The organism is Mycobacterium sp. GA-2829, assembly GCF_001499965.1.
Lineage (GTDB): Bacteria > Actinomycetota > Actinomycetes > Mycobacteriales > Mycobacteriaceae > Mycobacterium.
Genome location: NZ_LQIT01000078.1, coordinates 125,096 through 144,011 on the forward strand (window position 1 = coordinate 125,096; position 18,916 = coordinate 144,011).

The 18,916-nt window shown below is 69.4% G+C and carries 7 protein-coding genes; 3 read left to right on the forward strand and 4 right to left on the reverse strand.

Going from position 1 to position 18,916, the window contains the following annotated elements; translation table 11 throughout:
- Positions 1–7: 7 nt before the first annotated feature.
- From AU194_RS29425 to AU194_RS29440, 4 genes are all read right to left on the reverse strand, one after another.
- A complete protein-coding gene (locus tag AU194_RS29425; RefSeq protein WP_059092827.1) occupies positions 8–5,344 on the reverse strand; it encodes a non-ribosomal peptide synthetase in 5,337 nt (1,778 codons plus the stop codon).
- Entirely contained in the window at positions 5,328–13,886 is an 8,559-nt protein-coding gene (locus AU194_RS29430; protein ID WP_231743623.1) for a type I polyketide synthase, read from the reverse strand. The genes AU194_RS29425 and AU194_RS29430 overlap by 17 nt, the downstream gene beginning before the upstream one ends.
- A 71-nt stretch (positions 13,887–13,957) precedes the next feature.
- Positions 13,958–14,776: an SDR family oxidoreductase gene (locus AU194_RS29435; RefSeq protein WP_059092771.1), complete on the reverse strand. Its 819-nt coding sequence runs from the start codon at positions 14,774–14,776 to the stop codon at positions 13,958–13,960.
- A gap of 261 nt (positions 14,777–15,037) precedes the next feature.
- Positions 15,038–15,481, reverse strand: coding sequence for a Crp/Fnr family transcriptional regulator (locus tag AU194_RS29440; RefSeq protein WP_059092772.1), 444 nt, complete (start codon positions 15,479–15,481; stop codon positions 15,038–15,040).
- Positions 15,482–15,684: 203 nt separating this feature from the next.
- Between AU194_RS29440 and cobG the strand changes: the two genes are divergently transcribed.
- From cobG to AU194_RS29455, 3 genes are read left to right on the forward strand one after another with little or no spacing between them, the layout of a single operon-like run.
- Positions 15,685–16,806: a precorrin-3B synthase gene (gene cobG / locus AU194_RS29445; RefSeq protein WP_059092773.1), complete on the forward strand. Its 1,122-nt coding sequence runs from the start codon at positions 15,685–15,687 to the stop codon at positions 16,804–16,806.
- Positions 16,807–16,816: 10 nt separating this feature from the next.
- Entirely contained in the window at positions 16,817–17,443 is a 627-nt protein-coding gene (locus AU194_RS29450; protein ID WP_059092828.1) for a precorrin-8X methylmutase, read from the forward strand.
- Complete coding sequence (locus AU194_RS29455; RefSeq protein WP_059092774.1) at positions 17,440–18,912, forward strand: precorrin-2 C(20)-methyltransferase; 1,473 nt, start codon at positions 17,440–17,442, stop codon at positions 18,910–18,912. The genes AU194_RS29450 and AU194_RS29455 overlap by 4 nt, the downstream gene beginning before the upstream one ends.
- The last annotated feature ends 4 nt before the right edge of the window (positions 18,913–18,916 follow it).

Consider the following 18,916-nt stretch of genomic DNA (forward strand, 5'->3'; position numbering starts at 1 on the left):
AGCAGGTTCAGAAGTGATAAGTGGCGCAACCCACTTCGACTCCGGATCCGACACTGATGATCAACCCGACGTCACCCGGTGCGACGAGACCCCCGCGCCGCGCCTCGCGAAGTCCGAGCGGGAATGACGAGGTGAACGGATCTGCCGCACAGCGCAACTCGACGAACCGGGACGGGTCGATCTTGATGCGGTACCCGAGCTCGGCGCGGGCCGCCACGGACAGGAAGGGCGCGAACACGACGGCGATGTCGTCGCAGTGCAATTCCTCCGACTTGAGGAGTTGCGCGACGACGGTGGGCACCGCGTCGAGGTAGTGGGCCGTCAGATCCGGGTCCCGGTCCACCTGCAACCAGGTCCTTCCGTCGGTGTGGCGGGAGAACGTCTCCAGCGTCCCGCTGTACTCGGGGAAGTGCGCAAAGGCGAAATCGCCGAAACCGCAGGCGTTGTCCGCAGTCTCACTCAGCAGGACGGCCGAACCCAACTCGGCGACACCGTATGCGGGATGGCCGGAGTCGGGGCCGTTGGTCTCGACCTCCGAGGCCATCACGATCGCGTGGTGGGCTCGCTTCGCCTCGAGCATCCGTACGGCGACCTGGCATGCGGCGAGGAACCCGACACCGCCGTTGAGCACATCGAACGCCAGTGTCGTCGGGGCGTCCGGCGATTGCGCATCGTCGTTGATGCCGAGCTCGCCCGCGACGAACGCCGCGATCGCGGGTTCACTGATGAAATCCTCGCGATAGACGCCTGCGTGGATCATCAGGTCGATCGCCGTACGTTCGACCCCGCTCTCGGCGAGACATTCGGCGGCGGCGGTGGCCGCCATCTGGATCGCGCTCGGTGAGCTCACGGTCCCGGGATCGCAGATGCCGACACCGTCGATGCGGACACGCGTCGACGTTCGTCCGGCAGGAGGGCGGCCTGCCGCCGATGCCACCGAACGGCGGGGTCTGCGGTCCGGCGTACGGCGGAGCCGGTCGGGCAGGTCGTCGAAGGTGTACAGCGCAGCGCCCACCGTCTGCCCGGAGCCGGTGATCCCGAAAACGACGTTGTCACCCGATTTGATGCGGTTCGCCAGGATGTGATCCTTGACGGCGACGAAATGTGTTGTGCTGGCGGTGTTCCCACGTTCGGCGAGGTTGACGATCGTGTTGCCGGGATGCGCGACGACCTCCCCGAACAATTTGTTGATCGCCGACACCCCGTCGTGGATCGACGCCTCGGACGTCTGATGCATGATGATGTGGTCGCAGTGCTCCGGCCGCCACCCGTGCCGCCGCATCACGTCGGCGACGAACGGTACGGTGCGCTTGACCGCGACGGCGGTCCCCGAGATCGAATCGCAGATCATGATGGCGCCGCCATGCGGCTGGTCGGTCGCCCTGCCCACACACAGCGTGCTGTACCGGCCCAGGGTGGCGAGGTCGATGTCGTGGAAGCCGGTGCGCCGGTCGCTGCCGCGTTCGAGGATCACCGCCGCGCCCGCGTCACCGAGGGTGAGACAGGCCAGCCGCGGGTCCATCGGCCCGGAGATCTCTTTCTGGGCGGTCTCGGTGAGCTGGGTGATGTATTCACCGCTGACCACCATGGCGGTGTGGACCCGTCCGGTGTCGAGGAACGCCTCGGCCACCGTGATCCCGGTGAACATGCCCGCGCACGCGTTGGAGATGTCGAAGGCGGTGGCGTTGACCAGTCCGCACAGGTCGCGCAGGCGTGCGGCCGTACTGGGTTCGAAGACGAATTTCTGCCCCGGCCCGTCGCAGCGCGAGACGTTGCAGCAGAGCAGCAGATCGATCTCTTCGGGAACGTAACTCGAGTGCATCAGACAGTCCGTAGCCGCTTGGCGCGCCAGGTCGATGGCGTATTCGCCCCGGCCGGCAGTCCGGCGGGTCCGGATCCCGGTGAGGCGTTCCAGCGGGATGCCGATCGGGTTCGCGCAGTCGTCCAGGACGGCCCCGGTCGATACGACGGTCGGCGGCAGATACGTTCCGAGACTTTCGATGACGGTGTTGCGCCGGTCGACGTCGTGCCCGACGCCCCCGGTCGCGACCACGTGCTCGACGGTGTGCGGCGCCGTGGCGCCGGGGTCGGGTGCTGGACCGCCACACCCCTCCGCTGCTGCCACGTTCCCCGGGTAGGCCTCCGCCAACTCCGCGACCGTGCCGCAGAGGAACACCGATTCCGGTGTGAGCGGCACCCCGGCGCGCTGCGCACGGGCGGCGACGTCGAGGCTGTGGCTCGATGAACCGCCCAGCGCGAAGAAGTCGTCGTGCACACCGATTCGGTCGTGGCCGAGGACCTCACTCCAGATCTCGGCGAGAATCCGTTCTGTGGGCGTTCGCGGTGCCACATAGGGCGTCTGCTCGGGTGCCGACAGATCCGTGGTCGGCGCCGAGAGGGCTTTACGGTCGATCTTTCCGCTCGACGTGCGCGGTAGCGCCTCAGTGGGGCGGAACACCGCGGGCAACATCGCCGCGGGCAGGCGCGCGTGGAGGAACCGGCGCAGGTCGGTGGTGGTCGGCGGGTCACCCGGCGCCGTCGGTGTGAAGTATGCGGCCAGCATCCTGTTGCCCCGGCCGTCATCGACGGCGACGACGGCGTTCTCGCCGACGGCGGGGTGCTGATTCAGTGCGGCCTCGATCTCCCCGGGCTCGATGCGGACGCCGCGGATCTTCACCTGATCGTCGCGCCTGCCCAGGTACTCGATGTCGCCGTCGGCGTTGTAGCGAGCGAGATCACCGGTCCGGTAGAGCTTCTCGCCCTCGCGATCGGCGAACGGATCGGTGACGAACGCCGCTGCGGTCGCGTCCGCGCGGTTGAGATAACCCCGGCCCACCGCGGCGCCGCCGATGAACATTTCACCGGGCACGCCGACGGGCACCGGCGTCATGGCCGCGTCCAGGATGTGGATCCGGGTGTTGGCGATCGGCCGCCCGATCGGGACCGTCGACACGCCGCAGCCGCGCCGGCAGTCGTAATAGGTGACACCGACCGAGGCTTCCGCGGGCCCGTACTCGTTCCACAGTTGCGCATCGAAAGTGGAGAAGAAGCGCACGGCGAGATCTTGCGGGAGTACCTCACCGGCGCTGAACACCCGACGCAGCTCGACGCACTCGGCCACCGTCGGTTCTGCGAGGAATGAGCGCAACAACGACGGTACGAAGAACAATGTGGTGACCCGTTGCTCGACGACGGTCCTGACCAGATAACCGTTGTCCTTGTGCCCGTCGGGCGCCGCGACGACCAGCCGCGCCCCGGCGATCAGCGGCCAGAAGATCTCGAGTACGGAAGCGTCGAAGGTCACAGGCGTCTTGTGCAGCACGCGATCTTCGGCGGTGAGTCGGTAGGTGTCCTGCATCCACAGCAGCCGGTTGCGGATGCCCCCGTGGGTGTTCAGCGCCGCTTTGGGCACGCCGGTTGACCCCGAGGTGTGGATGACGTACGCCAGGTGTTCGGCTCCGGTATCGGCACACACGGGACCGCCGTCGCGGGCGGGATGCGGGACGTCGAGACACAGACGGGGGCCGGTGAAGCCGGACAGGTGCTCGAGGTGCCGCTGCATGGTGACGCACGGGGCGGCGTCGGGTAGTTCTGCGATCAGGGCGGCCGTACGGTTCGCCGGCTGTGCGGGGTCCAGCGGCATGAAGGCCCCGCCTGCTTTCAGCACCCCGAGCAGGGCGACGATCAGATCCAACGACCGCTCGAGCAGTACGGGCACCACGGTGTCCGGCTCGACGCCGAGCGCACGGAGGTGTTGAGCGACTTCTGCTGCCTGGCGGTCTAATTCGCGGTAGGTCAGGGATTCGTCCCCGTACGTGACCGCGACGGCGTCGGGAATCCGCTGAACCGTCCGTGCCACGAGGTCGTGCAGACACGGGGGGCCGTCGAAGGTCCGTGTGGTGTCGTTCCACTCACGCTGGTCGCGGCGCTCTCGCGCGGTGAGCAACGGCAGTTCGGACAGTCGCATGTCGGGGTGCGCGGCGACGCCTTCGAGCAGCGTGAGCAGGTGGTCGCCCATTCGCTCGATCGTCGATGCGTCGAACAAGTCGGTGTTGTACTGCATCGCGAACGACAGTCCGCCGTCGCTCTCCCCCGCCATCAGCGTCAACTCCAGCGGCGCACCGCCCTGCCCGATGTGGAGGGTTTCGATGTCCAGCACCGCGCTGCTCTTGCCGACGCCACCGAGGACGTTGTCGAACCGCCGCGCCTGCTCCCAGGCGAACGAGGTCTGGAACACCGGTGAATGACCCGGATCCCGGGTCGGGGCGAGGCGCTCGACCAGCAGTGGGAACGGGAACTCCTGGTGGGCGAGGGCGCTCAGCACCGTCTCCTTCACCCGGCCGAGCATGGCGGTGAACGGCGGGTCGTCGCACATCTCGATCCGCAGCACCACTGGATTGGCGACGTAGCCGACCACGTCTTCGAGCGCACCGTCGTCGCGGCACGCGAAGGGCGAGCCGATGTGGACCGCGTCCTGTCCGCTGTAGCGGTGCAGCAGGGCGGCGTAGGCGGTCAGCACCGCGACGTACGGCGTCACGCCTGCGCGTTTCGCCGAACTTTTCACTCTGGCCGTGCAGTCACGGTCGAGGCGGAACCGGTGGACGGCTCCCCGGTAGCTCTGCAGCGTGCGCGACGGCCGATCCGTCGGCAGTTGCAGTACCGGTATGTCGCCGGTGAGTCGTTCGCGCCAGTACTCCCAATGGCTTTCGCCGACGCCGCTGGCCACCATCCGGCGTTGCCGGTCGACGAAGTCGAGGTAGTTCCCCCGCGGTGGCGCGGGCCGCTCCCCTCCCAGTTCGGCGGCGTAGAGAAGGCACAACTCGTCGAGCATCACGTCGATCGCCCAGAAGTCGACCGCGATGTGATGCACCGACAGGACGAGGACATGCTCATGTGCTGATCGGCGCAACAGCGTGAAACGAAGAACGGGGCCGGTTTCCAGATCGAACGGACGGTGCGCCTCACGGTGCAGCACCTCCTCGACACCCTCACCGTCACCGAAGTCTTCGCGGTTGATGTGCACCGGCCAGCCCGGATGGACCAGTTGCACCGGCTCACCCTCGCGGACGCCATAGGTGGTGCGCAGCACCGGATGGCGGTCGACGAGTGCCTGGGCGGCGCGCTCGAGGGCCGCTACGTTCAGTTCGCCGCGGATCCTGCCCGCGAAGGTGATCGTGTACGCGGGGCTGCCCGGCGCGAGCTTGTGCAGGAACCACATCGACCGCTGCCCGAACGACATGGGGTGAACCGACGCCGACATTCCGGCCTGCTCCATCAGCAGCCGGGACAGCAGGATTCGCTTCTCGTCGGCCGAAAGGCCTGCGATGTCATCGGTGTCGATCATGGCTGTCACCCTCTCTGGTGGCCAGGGCGGTGCGGAGAAGGGCGTCGACGGTGTCGTCAGACGCTTCGGTGACGGTGGTCAGTACCTCGAGCCAACGCGCGGATGCTCCGTCGTTCGCCGTGTGGTGCCGGCTGTCCGTGGGATCGGACGGGGTGAACTGCGCGTCGTCGGCGATGCGCTCGCACAGTCGCTCGGCGAGGTCGGTGACGCTGGGCCCCTTGAGGAGTTCGACGATGGGCACGGGGATACCCAGTTCCCGTTCCATCTGCGTACGCAGTTCGGTCGCGATCAGCGAGTCGAGACCGAGTCGGTCCAAGGCGGCATCGGTGTCGAGGCCGGCCGGTGCGATACCCAGTTTTGCGGCGGTCTGTTCGCGGAGGTACTCCACGAGGATGGTGCGACGGGTGGCGGGCACGGCGTCACGCAACCGGGCGAGGTAGGCCACGGCGCCGCGTTCGGCCGGCGCGTCACCCGGCGTCACCGACAGGTCGGCGACCAACGATGACGCCGCGCTGGGGATCGGGCTGGCGCTCAGCCACTTCGGCCAGTCCACGTCGATGACCGCGAGTTGCGGGCTGGGACACGCGAGGAATCGTGCGAACGCGCTGGCGGCTTCCGCAGGCGCCAACGGGTGCACACCGCGATGTTCGAGGTGTCGGATCTGCTCGGCCGCGGCGACCAGTCCGACCGTGGCCCAGGGCCCCCAGTTGATGCTCAGGGCGGGCCTGCCCTCCATGCGGCGGCGCCACGCCAGTGCGTCCAAGAAAGCGTTGCCCGCCGCATAGTGCGCCTGGCCCGGCGATCCGAACACCGACGCGGCAGAGGAGAAGAGCCAGAAGAAGTCCAGCGGCGCATCCCGGGTCAGCCGGTGCAGGTTCCATCCGCCTGCGACCTTCGGCGCCATGACCTCGCGCAGGCGGGTGTCGTCGAGGCTCGCCAGGATTCCGTCGTCGAGAACCCCGGCGGCGTGGACGATTCCGCGCAGCGGCGGCATGGTGTCTGCGATCGTGCGCAGGACGTCGGCCATGGCGACCGCATCCGCCGCGTCTGCCTGCATGTGGGTGACGTCGGCCCCCTGTGACCGCCATGCATCCATCCGTGCGCGGACGGGTTCCGGGCAGGGACCGCGACTCGTCAGGACCAGGTGGCGCGCACCCTCGTCGATCAGCCAGTGCGCGACCTCGAGGCCGAGTCCGCCGCAACCGCCGGTGATGAGATACGTTGCCGTCGAGACGATCTCGACGGGGTGCCCGGCCGCTGCCTGCGGAGGGGGGCTGCCTGCCACGGACACGGCGACCTTTCCGATGTGCGTGCCGCGGGCGAGGCACCGGACCGCCTCGGCGGTCTCGGACACCGGGAACGTGTGGAGGGGCGGCAGCCGAAGTGTGCCCTGCTCGATGTGGGCGATGATGTCGCGGAGCATCGCGCCGATGTAGTCGGGGCGGTCGTCGGCGAGTTGCGCCAGATCCACCACGCTGTAGGACGCGTTCCGGCGGAGTTGCCACAGGCGTAGCCGGCCGTGCTGATAGATGTCCCGTTTGCCGATCTCGACGAAGCGTCCGTAGGGCGCGAGTGCGGTGAGTCCCTTCTCGACAGCTCGGCCCGTCAGCGAGTTGAGCACCACGTCGACGCCCGCGCCGCCCGTCGCAGCCATGATGTCGGCGGCGAAGTCGAGACTGCGGGAGTCCGACACGTATTCGATGCCCAGGCCGCGCAGATGGTCGCGTTTGGCGGCGGTGCCCGCAGTCGCGTGCACGCTGGCGCCCAGCCAGCGTGCGACCTCTATGGCTGCGAGTCCGACCCCGCCCGCGGCCGAGTGGATGAGGACGCGTTCGCCGATGCGCAACCGTGCCTGTTCGTGGAGCCCGTAGTAGGCGGTGAGGAAGGCGATGGGGATCGTGGCAGCCTCTTCGAAACTCAGCCGCGCCGGTTTGGCCACCACGAGGGCTGCCGCCGTGGTGACGTGCGAACCGAGTCCGTCGGACGCAAGACCGAGAACCGCATCGCCCACCCGCACCGTGTGCACGTGCGGCCCGACCGCGGTCACCGTCCCCGCGACCTCCACGCCGATACGGACGGGTTCGCCGCCCTGCCCCGGATAACTACCAAGAGCCTTCAGGACGTCGATGAAGTTGAGCCCCGACGCGTGTACCCGGATCTCGATCTCGCCGTTGCCGGGCGGGCGACGGCGATCCGACCGGGCGCGGACGTCGTCGAGCACTCCCGGGCGGAGGTATTCCATCCGGTACGCCTGATCCCCAGAGACTTCTTCGGACGGCGGCGTCGGTGTGCCGGCGGCCACCGGATCGTACCGACGCAGGCGTGCCACATGACGCCCGCTGTCCCGGAGCGCGACGTCGGTGTCGTCGTCGTCGCCCAGCATCTCGTCGATGAGCACGCCGATCTGATCGATCGCACTCGTCGCGGAGAGATCGATTCGTTTACAACGGAATTCGGGACACTCCTGGTCGATGCTGCGGCCCATCCCCCACAGTGGTGCTCCGGAGATCGCGACGGGCCCGTCATCGTCGGATACGCGGTGGGCGCCCCGGGTGACCAGGTACAGCCGAGGTGTCCGTGGCATCGCCGCGGACACCAGCGCCTGTACGAGATGCAGCACGCTCGACGGCCCGAGGCGTTGCGCGGCGGCCAACGACTCGGCGGTCGAACAAGGTTCCGCGGCAAGGCTCCACAGATGCACGACGGCCGTCGCAGGAGCCCGGTCATCGGCGCTCAGCTCGTCGACGAGTCGGCGGTAGTGCTGCGGCTGATCCGGGTCGATGCGGAACTCATCGCGTCCGACGCGCGCGAATTCGGGGCCGGGTTCGACGAAGACGCCCACGGGGGTGTGCCGGTCCAGATGGCGGCGCAGGACGCCGGTGGTGTCGGCGCCGTCGCTGAAGAACAACCACGTTCCATGGTCCTGACGGTCGGCAGGCGTCGCATTTCTCACCTGCCAGCCCGGCTCGTAGAGCTTGTCGTCGATGCCGGCGGCCTGAGCGCCGGCGCCGACCGGATGCGCACGGAGTCCGCGCACCGCCATTGCGACCCGGCCGTCGTCGTCGAGGAGGAAGACGTCACCGCACAATGCGCCCGGCGGCGCGTCGTCGGCTTCCGTCAGGACCGCGTGGCACCACGCCCCAGCGCACGTCGGCCCGAAGGCCGCGACCTCGGACACCGCCACCGGCAGATACGTCGCGCGATCCTGGTGACCATTGCGCATCGGGAGGGTCGCCGCAAGCGTCTGGAAGCATGCGTCCATCGTCCGGAACGCGGACTCCGGTGAACTGACCTGCGCGGCTGCGGGTTTCAGCGATGCGAGCGCCTCCCGGCCGCCGCGGTGCACCGCCGCGACGGCACGCAGTCCCGGACCGTAGTCGAGCCCGTAGCCGGCGAGTGTGTCGTAGAAGCGCGCCGCGGTCATCTCCTCCGGGCATCGCGACCGGATGGCGTCGAGGTCGTGCGCGCCGCCGTCGAGTGCCTCCTCGGGTTGGGCCACGCCGCTGGCGAACAACGACCAGCGGGCGGCGGGTGCGGCCCCTTCGTCGAGGCGGTAACACTCGAACAACACCGGCTCGTCGGCCTGACCGCGCAGGACTATCTGAACCGTGCAGGGCCGACCGGAGGCCATGGCGACGGAGTGGTGGAACGCGACGTCGCGAAGCAGCCGCGGACCGGCGCCGAACGCCTCGGTCAGCGCCGTCGTCACGAACTCCAGGACCGCTGCGGCAGGCAGTATCACGGCACCCTGCACACGGTGGTCGGCCAGGATGGGCATCGAATCGGTGGTGACGTCGAATTCGTAGAACACCGTGTTCGGGTCCACCGCCGAGCGGATCGGACGCCGCCCGGGTGCCCGGTTGGGCGACGTCCGATCGCCGGTTGTCGTGTCGCCGTCCAACCAGCAACGCCGTCGCTGCCAGGGATACCTCGGCAGTGCGGTGACCGTACCGCCCCAGGGATGCAACCGGTTCCACGCGATGTCATGTCCGCGCGCGTACAGCGCCCCCACGGCGCCGAGCATCGTCGTGTGGTCACCGTCGTCTCGGCGCATGGACGGCAGGAGCGTGGGTTGCCGGCCCATGTCCTCGGCGTCTTCGCGAATCGCGCTGAGTAGCAACGGGTGCGGACTGACCTCGCAGAACAGGTCCGCCCCGGTGGCCAGCACGTCGCGCACGGTCGACGAGAACCGCACCGTGCGACACAGGTTGTCGACCCAGTAGGCGTTGTCGAGGTGGCGGGACACCGCGCCACCGGTCACGGTGGAGTACATGGGAATCCGCGGCGGAACCGGGCACAGTCCGGTGAGCATCTCGCCGAGCTCGCCGCGCAGCGCAGTCATCTGAGGACTGTGAGACGCGACGTCGACGCTGATCCATCGGCAGAACCTGCCGCGCCGTTCGAGGTTCGCGACGATGTCGGTCAACGCCGTCGGGTCGCCGGACAGCACGGTCGACCGGTGACTGTTCTCGGCGGCGACGGCGACGGCCTCAGGTCGACCGGCGACGATCTCCTGCGCCTCAGCCAGCGAGATCTCCGCCGCCACCATGGCGCCGCGTCCGGCGACCCGGCGCAGCAATGCAGCCCGGGCGCAGATCACCTGCGCGGCGTCCTCGAGGGTCAGCGCGCCGGCGACGTGGGCGGCCGCGACCTCACCGAGGCTGTGACCCACCACCGCCCGTGGTTCGACACCCCACTCCCGCCACAGCGCGCTCAACGCCACCTGCACCGCGAAGATGACCGGTTGGATCACCCCGACGTCGTCGAGTCGGGCGCGCCCGCCGTCGGCGAGGATCTCCGCGATCACAGATCCGCCGAAGGAGCGGCCCATCGCACGATCGCACTCGGTCAACGCGTCGCGGAAGGCCGGTTCCTCGGTGAACAGCCACCGACCCATCCCGGGCCACTGTGAACCCTGCCCGGAGAACACGAAGACCGCACTCGGCGGAGTGCCGGTGATACGCCGGCCGGCGAATACGCGGGCATGTGCCGACCCGTGACGGTAGGCGGCCAACACGTCGCGCAGTTCGGTGGCGGAGCGGCCCACGACTGCCAACCGGTGGTCGTGATGACCGCGACGCGCGCCCGCCGTATAGCAGATGTCGGCGACGGGGGCGCCGTCCTCGAGAACCGATTCGTAACGGCCCGCGAGCGTCCGGAGCGCCTCCGGCGAGCGTGCCGAGATCGGGAGCAGCGCGACGCGCTCGGTGGTGTCGCCGGTGGACCGGGCGGCGCGCACATGTGGACCTTCGGTCAGCACCACATGCGCGTTGGCGCCACCGAACCCGAACGAGCTCACACCGGCCACGGCACGTGCGCCGGCGGGCCATGGTGTCACGGCACGTGCGACCCGCAACCGCAGCTCCTCGAAGCGGATGTGCGGGTTCGGTGAGGAGAAGTTGATACTCGGCGGGATCTGCCGATGACGTAGGGCCAGCGCGACTTTGATGAGGCCCGCCACACCCGCGGCGGCCTCGAGGTGGCCGATGTTGGTCTTGACCGACCCGATCAGACACGGGGAGTCGGCAGCCCGCCCGGCGGCCAGCACCGCGCCCAGCGCACCCGTCTCGATGGCGTCCCCGAGGGCGGTGCCGGTGCCGTGCGCCTCGACGTAGTGAACGGCGCTCGGTGCGATACCGGCGGCGCGGTAGGCCTCCGTGATGACCGCTTCCTGTGAGCGTCCGTTCGGAGCCATCAGCCCGTTGGTGCGGCCGTCCTGATTGATCGCGCTGCCCCGGATCACGGCGTACACGGGATCCCCGTCCTCCAGCGCGCGGCTCAACGGCTTGAGCACGACGATGCCGGCTCCTTCGCCGCGGACGTAGCCGTCGGCTCGCTCGTCGAACGTCTTGCAACGTCCGTCCGCCGCCATCACCCCGGCCTTGGCGAAATTCACTCCCAGTGTGGGAGAGAGGATGACGTTGACCCCGCCCGCGACCGCGAGGCTGCACTCACCGGTGCGCAGGCTGCGGCACGCCAGATGGACCGCGTTCAGCGAGGATGAGCAGGCGGTGTCCACGGCGATGCTCGGTCCGCGGAAGTCGTAGGTGTACGACAGCCGGTTCGCCGCGATGCTCAACGCGCTCCCCGTCCCGGTGTAGGCGTCGAGGAGCGCCATCTCGCCGAGTTGATACTGGCCGTAGTCGTAGGTCGAGATGCCGATGAACACCCCTGTGCGGCTGCCTGCCAGCTGCTCGGGTACCTGTCCGGCGTCGTCGAGAGCCTCGGTGCTCACTTCGAGTAGGAGTCGCTGCTGGGGATCCATCCGCGCCGATTCCCGCGGTGAGATCCCGAAGAACTCGTCGTCGAACTCGTCGATCTGGTCGAGGAATCCACCCCACCGGGTCCTGGCTGGTTCCGTGGACGCGTCCGGGTGGTGGAACGATTCGGCGTTCCACCGGTCACGCCGGATCTCCGTGATCGTGTCCGTACCCTCGGTCAGCAACTGCCAGAACTCGGCGGGACCGTCGGCGCCGGGGAAGCGGCAGCCGATCCCGATGATCGCGACGGGCTCGTCGGCGACCGGTTCGCTGCCTGCCGGGGTCGGCGCGGCGGCTGCGGCCGGGAGTGCTGGATCGCCGGCCAAGTGTGCGGCGGCCTGGTCGATGGTGGGGTGGTCGTAGACCAGTGTCGGGGATATTTCGCGGCCCAGCCACGCGCCGAGTGCCGCGGACAGCTGCAGTGCGCGTACGGAATCCAGTCCGTAGTGCGCGAATTGGCGGGCGGGCTCGACCTGCGTCGGGTCCAGCCCGAACTCCCGGCAGATCTGTGCGGTGAGCCATGTGGTGATCTCCGCGGCGGTGCGCGCAGCGGGTGGCTCGTCCGGCGGCGCGTACCGGTCCGCGGGAGCGGGTGCGCGCCATTGGGCGATCACATCGAGGGTGTCCTCGAGGAAGCGCTCGCGGCAGGCTTTCCGCCGCACCTTCCCGCTCGACGTCGTGGGGATGCGGGTCGGCTCGACCAGAACGATTGCCTGCGGCTGGATTTCGTGACGATCGCTGATACCCACCCGGACCGCGTCGATCACGTCACCGACGTCGACCGCGCCGATGCGGTCTCGGATCACCTCTTGAACCACGACGAGTTCCTCGGACTGGCCACCGGGCGGCGAGATGGAGAAGGCTGCGCCGCGGCCCCGCAGCAGCGCCGGATGGCTGTCCTGGACCGTGTTCTCGATGTCTTCGGGGAAGTGGTTCCGGCCGCGGATGACGATCAGGTCCTTGAGCCGCCCGGAGATGAACAGCTGATCGCCGTCGAGGAATCCGAGGTCACCGGTGCGCAGGTAGGGTCCTTGTCCGGTGTCGGACAGGAACGCCGAGAACGTCTCCTCCGTCTCGACGGATCTGCCCCAATAGCCCTGTGCCACACTGGGGCCGCCGACCCAGATCTCACCGATCTCGTTGGTGGCGCAGGTGGACCGGGTCTCCGGGTCGGCGATGACGACGTCGACGCGGTACTGCGGCTGACCGCACCCGACGTAGGTCGCGCCGCCGGAACCGGGCGCGGCGTCGGCGACACGGCGCTCGCGGAGTGCGAGGCGGTCCAGCTGCCGGACCACCGGTGAGTTCATGTCGGTGGCGCCCGAGACCAGCAGGGTGGCCTCGGCCAGGCCGTACACCGGGTGGAAGGCCTCGGGCCGAAAACCCGAGGGCGCGAACGCTTCCGCGAAGCGGTCGATGGTGGCGGCGCGAACCGGTTCGGCGCCGCAGAAGCAATACGTCCAGCGCGACAGGTCGAGCGCCGCGCGCTCGTCGGCGGTGCTGCGTTCGACGCAGAGCTCGAAGGCGAAGTTCGGGGCGCCGCTGATTCTCGCTCCGGTGCGTGAGATCGCTTCGAGCCACCGCATCGGTCGCGAGATGAAGTGCGACGGCGGCATGAGATGGAGCATCCCGCCGGCGTAGATCGTCTCGAGGATGCCCGCGATGAGGCCCATGTCGTGATGTAGCGGCAGCCAGCTGACGCCGACGGTGACGTCGTCGTGGCCCCACAGTCGTCGAATCGCCTCCAGGTTGCTCAGCAGGTTGTGGTGCGACAGCACGACGCCCTTGGGCGTTCGCGTCGAGCCCGACGTGTATTGCAGGAACGCGATGTCCGTCGGCTCGACGTCGGGCTCGTCCCAGTGCACGGACCCCGTCGACGGTGTGGCGTCGGTGATGCACCACTGCAGCGACCGCCCCTGCGGCATCTCGTCGACGACAGGTTCGACCACGTGGTGGTCTTCGGCGGTGGTCAGCGCGAAGCGCGCCTGCGCGTCGGTCACGATCGATGCGACGCGGGACACGAGCCGGTGACCGACCGGGGGATGCACCGGCACCGCGATCGCCCCGGCGTAGAAGCATCCGAAGAATCCGGCGATGAATTCCAGACCGGACGGGCAGAGGACCAGCACCCGTTCGCCGCCGGCGCCTTGCCGCTGCAGCGCACCCGCGATCGCACGTGCCCGGGAATCGAGCTCGCCGTAGGTGATTCGCTGATGATGCTCGCCGTCGGCGGTGTAGTCGAACGCGACCTTGTCCCCGTACCGTCCCGCTTGCCGCTTCATGAGCTGTAACAGGTTCGGCGCTGCAGAGCCGGTTCGGTCGACCATGGTTCATCCGATCTGGGGCTGATCTGTCAACGGTTGGTGGTTGCCACGCCGCCGTGCTCGCGCACGTCGAGCACGGTCCTCCTGAAGCGCTCGGCGCCCGCGACCCGCGCCGCGTCCCCCACGAGGACCGGCGCGAGCCGGCCGATCAGCCCGGCCAGTCGGACACCACTGCCCGCCACGGTGGTCTCGGCGCGGTTGCGCTCCACCGCCCGCTCGACCGCCGCCGCCACCTCGTCGGCCGAATTCGTGGCGATCCGGCGCGGCAACGGAACCCCGAGTTGAACGGACATCCCCACGTCGCGGATGGGGCCGGGGAACACCGTCGACACCCCGATCCCGTCGCGGTGCAGTTCTTGGCGCAGCGCCAGCCCCAGTCCGCGTAGGCCCCACTTCGTCGCCGTGTACACCGGGCTGTTGGCCGATGTGGCGACGAAACCCGCGACCGAGCAGACGAAAACGATGTGGCCCGATCCCCGCCGCCTCATCGCGGGTACGACGGCGCGGGCCAGTTCGGCCGGGGCGAGGAGATTGATGCGAACCGCTTCCTCGAGCGCGTCCCGGGAGATCTCGGCGAGGCCCTCGACGGGCCCGACTCCGGCGCTGGTGACCAGGACGTCGATCTGACCGGCGTCCTCGAGTAGGGCCAGGACATCGTCGGATTCGGTCAGGTCGGCGACGACGCCGCGTGCGGGCGGGCCAAGGGCGTCGACGAGCTCGGTGAGTCCCTCACGTCGCCGCCCGGTGAGGACCATTCGACAGCCGCGGGTCGCAAGGCGGCACGCTATGGCGTTGCCGATGCCACCGGTGGCACCGGTGACAAGTACACGACGACCTTCGAGCCGCATGGTGACCCCGACCAGCTGAGCGCAACGATGAGGCAGAATTTACGCCCCAATTGACTCGCCCGTAAGTGTCGCGGCTAACGTCACGGCAGCATCTTGAGTGCGCAATGACCTTGTTCTGGTTACGTGTTCGGGCCATTGTTCGATGCCCATTTGCTGCGTTTATGGCACCCCTTGCCGAATTCCGCAAGACATTCATGATCGGAATTGATCACGGCCGAGGAAACTTTGTTGCGGATGCATTCGCTTCCTGCGCGGTGTCGGTCAGGCGCGGTCGGGCTCCGCCGCAGGCGTCTGCGTCATATGCCGCGCGATCGTGTCGTCGACGGTGCCCCGCAGTGCCGGGATCTCGTCGAGCAGGCGCGCGAAGTCGTCGCGGTCGATCCGCAACACCTCCGCCGGGCCTGTCGTCGTCACGGTGGCCGAGCGGAGCTTGCCGCGACGCAGCGCGGATTCGCCGAGGACCTCCCCCGGCGGGATCATCGCCACACGGTCGCGGCCGAGAAAAACCGCGGCCTCACCGCTGAGCAGGATGAAGCAGGCGTCCGACGGGGTCTGTTCGTGGATCAACGGCCAGGGCGCCGAGGTCGACGTGTGGTGGGAGGCATGGACGAGGCGCGTCAAATCGTCGTCGGAGAAGTTCGCGAATGCCGGGAACTCCCTGAGCCGACCGACGTCCTCTTTTTCCCTCTTCGCGCGCGAATTCATGTCCGCTCCTGTTCCGGCGATCGACCATCGACACCGCGGAGCCTAGTAAAAGGTGTCCCGCGACAATTCCGGAAAAGCACATCGAATGTCGGACATAGTGCCCAGATCAAACAATTGTCGAACGTCCGTGCAAGAAATGCTTCAGACACGTGAGCGCGCGCCCGGCCGTCCCGTGCACCACACGCTCCATAGAATGGCCGGCAGTGACGACACGATCCCGCGATCAGGACGCGTGCCCGGGCGCCCTCTCGGTGCACCGGGCCGCCGACGGTGCGCTGGCCCGGATCCGGTTGCCCGGCGGAATGATCTCCGGGTCGGCGCTCACCGCGCTGGCCCAGGCGGCCACCCAGTTCGGCACCCCGGACCTCGAGGTGACCTCACGCGGCAACCTGCAGATCCGCGGCATCACCGACACCGCGGCCGTCGCCGCCGCGGTCGCGGCCGCCGGGCTGTTGCCGTCCCCCACCCACGAACGGGTCCGCAACATCGTCGCCTCCCCGCTGTCCGGGCGGTCGGGCGGTCTGGCCGACATCCGGTCGTTGATCGTCGACCTCGACGACGCGATCCGACGCGACCCCGCGCTCGCGGAGCTCTCGGGCCGGTTCTGGTTCGGCCTCGACGACGGCCGCGGCGATGTCTCGGGTCTGGGCACCGACGTCGGAGTGCACGCCCTCGACGGCGAGCAGGCGGCGCTGCTTCTGGCCGGCCGCGACACCGGGGTGCGGCTGGCGCTCGATGAGGCGGTACGCACGCTGGTCGACGTGGCACGCCGGTTCGCCGCCGTCCGCGGCACCGCCTGGCGGGTGGGGGAACTCGCCGCGCGCGAGGATCTGCTGGACGGGTTCGCGGTCACGGCGGAACCCGGCGCCACGTGGCCGCCGCTGGTGCGCCCGCCGGTCGGCTGGATCCCCCAGCACGACGGCCGGGTCACGCTCGGCGCCGGGGTGCGGCTCGGGGTGCTGCCCGCCCGGACCGCCGAGTTCGTCGGCGCGGTCGAGGCCCCGGTGATCGTCACGCCGTGGCGGTCATTGCTGATCTGCGACCTCGACGAGGGCGTCGCCGACGTCGCGCTGCGCGTGCTGGCCCCGATGGGATTGGTGTTCGACGAGAACTCGCCGTGGCTCGACGTCAGCGCGTGCACCGGCAGCCCAGGCTGCGAGCGGTCGGCCGCCGATGTGCGCGCCGATGCGGCCGCCGCCGTCGACGACCCCGCCGAGGGGCACCGCCACTTCGTCGGATGCGAGCGCGGCTGCGGCAGCCCGCCGGTCGGCGAGGTGCTGATCGCCGGTCCGGACGGTTATCGGCCGCGCGAGCGCCCGTCGTAGGGTGAGCGGCGTGCTCGACTACATCCGCGACGCCGCCGAGATCTACCGGCAGTCGTTCGCGACGATCCGCGCGGAGGCGGATCTCGCACGTTTCCCCGACGACGTGGCGCGGGTGGTGGTCCGGCTGATCCACACGTGCGGTCAGATCGACGTGACCGACCACGTGGCGTTCAGCGACGACGTCGTCGTGCGGGCGCAGGGCGCGCTCGCCGCGGGCGCCCCGGTGCTGTGCGACTCATCGATGGTCGCGGCGGGCATCACCCGGTCCCGGCTGCCCGCCGACAACGAGGTGGTGTCGCTGGTCGCCGATCCACGCGCCCCTGAACTCGCCGCGCGGATGGGGTTCACCCGGTCGGCAGCGGCGGTCGATCTGTGGGCCGGCCGCCTCGGCGGTGCGGTGCTCGCGATCGGGAACGCGCCGACCGCGCTGTTCCGGCTGCTCGAGCTCATCGACGACGGCGCGCCGGTTCCTGCCGCGGTCCTCGGCGGCCCGGTCGGTTTCGTCGGCTCGGCGCAGTCCAAGGAGGAACTCATCGCCAGACCTCGCGGGATGTCGTATCTGGTCGTGACCGGTAGACGCGGCGGCAGCGCCATGGCGGCGGCCGCGGTGAATGCGATTGCGAGCGAACGCGAATGACGCGCGGCACGCTCTATGGCGTCGGCCTTGGCCCCGGCGACCCCGAACTCGTGACCGTCAAGGCCGCCCGGGTCATCGGGCAGGCCGACGTGGTGGCCTACCACAGCGCCCGGCACGGCCGCAGCATCGCGCGCCGCATCGCCGAGCCCTACCTGCGCGGGGGGCAGATCGAGGAGCACCTGGTCTACCCGGTGACCACCGAGGTCACCGAGCACCCAGGCGGCTATGCCGGCGCGATGGAGGACTTCTACCGGGAAGCCGCCGACCGCATCGCCGCCCACCTCGACGCGGGCCGCGACGTCGCGCTGCTCGCCGAGGGCGATCCGCTGTTCTACAGCTCCTACATGCACATGCACACCCGCCTCACCGAACGGTTCGACGCCGAGATCGTGCCCGGCGTGACGTCGGTGAGCGCGGCGTCGGCGGCCATCTCCACCCCGCTGGTCCAGGGCGAAGAGGTGCTGACGATCCTGCCGGGCACACTGCCCGCCGCCGAACTCGAACGCAGGCTGGCCGACACCGACGCCGCCGTCGTCCTCAAGCTGGGCCGATCCTACCCCGCCGTGCGGGCGGCGCTCGCGGCGACGGGCCGCCTCGACGAGGCGTTCTACGTCGAACGCGCGAGCACCGCCGACCAGCGGACGCTGTCGGCGGCCGACGTCGCAGGCGACGACAAGGTGCCGTACTTCTCGCTGGCGATGATCCCGGGCGGCAGACGCCGCCGGACGACGGCGGGCAGCGTCACCGTCGTGGGGCTGGGCCCGGGTGCGGCGGAGTGGATGACGCCGCAGAGCCGGCGTGAGCTGGCCGCGGCCACCGACCTGATCGGCTACGGCCCCTACCTCGACCGGGTCGCAATGCGCGACGGTCAGCAGCGCCATCCCAGCGACAACACCGACGAACCGGCCCGCGCCCGGCTGGCCTGCACGCTCGCCGAACAGGGCCGCGCAGTCGCGGTGGTGTCCTCGGGTGACCCGGGGGTGTTCGCGATGGCGACCGCGGTGCTCGAGGAGGCCAAACAGTGGCCCGGTGTCGAGGTGCGGGTGATCCCGGCGATGACGGCGGCCCAGGCCGTCGCCAGCCGCATCGGCGCGCCGCTGGGCCACGACTACGCGGTGATCTCGCTGTCCGACAGGCTCAAACCGTGGGAGATCATCGAGTCCCGCCTGTCCGCGGCCGCTGCGGCGGATCTGGTGCTGGCAATCTACAACCCGGCGTCCAAGACCCGCACCTGGCAGGTCGGCAAGATGCGCGATCTGCTGCTGGCACACCGTGATCCGGGCACGCCCGTGGTGATCGGCCGCGACGTCGCGGGTCCGCGCGAGGAGGTCCGCGTGGTGCGGTTGGCCGATCTGGACCCCGCCGAGGTCGACATGCGCTGCCTGCTCATCGTGGGCTCGTCGCAGACCCAGTGGTACACCGGCGACGGCGGCGATCGCGTGTTCACCCCGCGTTACTACCCCGGGTGATAGT

Bases quoted from the DNA above. Each gene is read 5' to 3' on its own strand.
- AU194_RS29425 (WP_059092827.1), bottom strand. From the start codon at position 5,344: ATGATCGACACCGATGACATCGCAGGCCTTTCGGCCGACGAGAAGCGA.
- AU194_RS29430 (WP_231743623.1), bottom strand. From the start codon at position 13,886: ATGAAGCGGCAAGCGGGACGGTACGGGGACAAGGTCGCGTTCGACTAC.
- AU194_RS29435 (WP_059092771.1), bottom strand. From the start codon at position 14,776: ATGCGGCTCGAAGGTCGTCGTGTACTTGTCACCGGTGCCACCGGTGGC.
- AU194_RS29440 (WP_059092772.1), bottom strand. From the start codon at position 15,481: ATGAATTCGCGCGCGAAGAGGGAAAAAGAGGACGTCGGTCGGCTCAGG.
- AU194_RS29455 (WP_059092774.1), top strand. From the start codon at position 17,440: ATGACGCGCGGCACGCTCTATGGCGTCGGCCTTGGCCCCGGCGACCCC.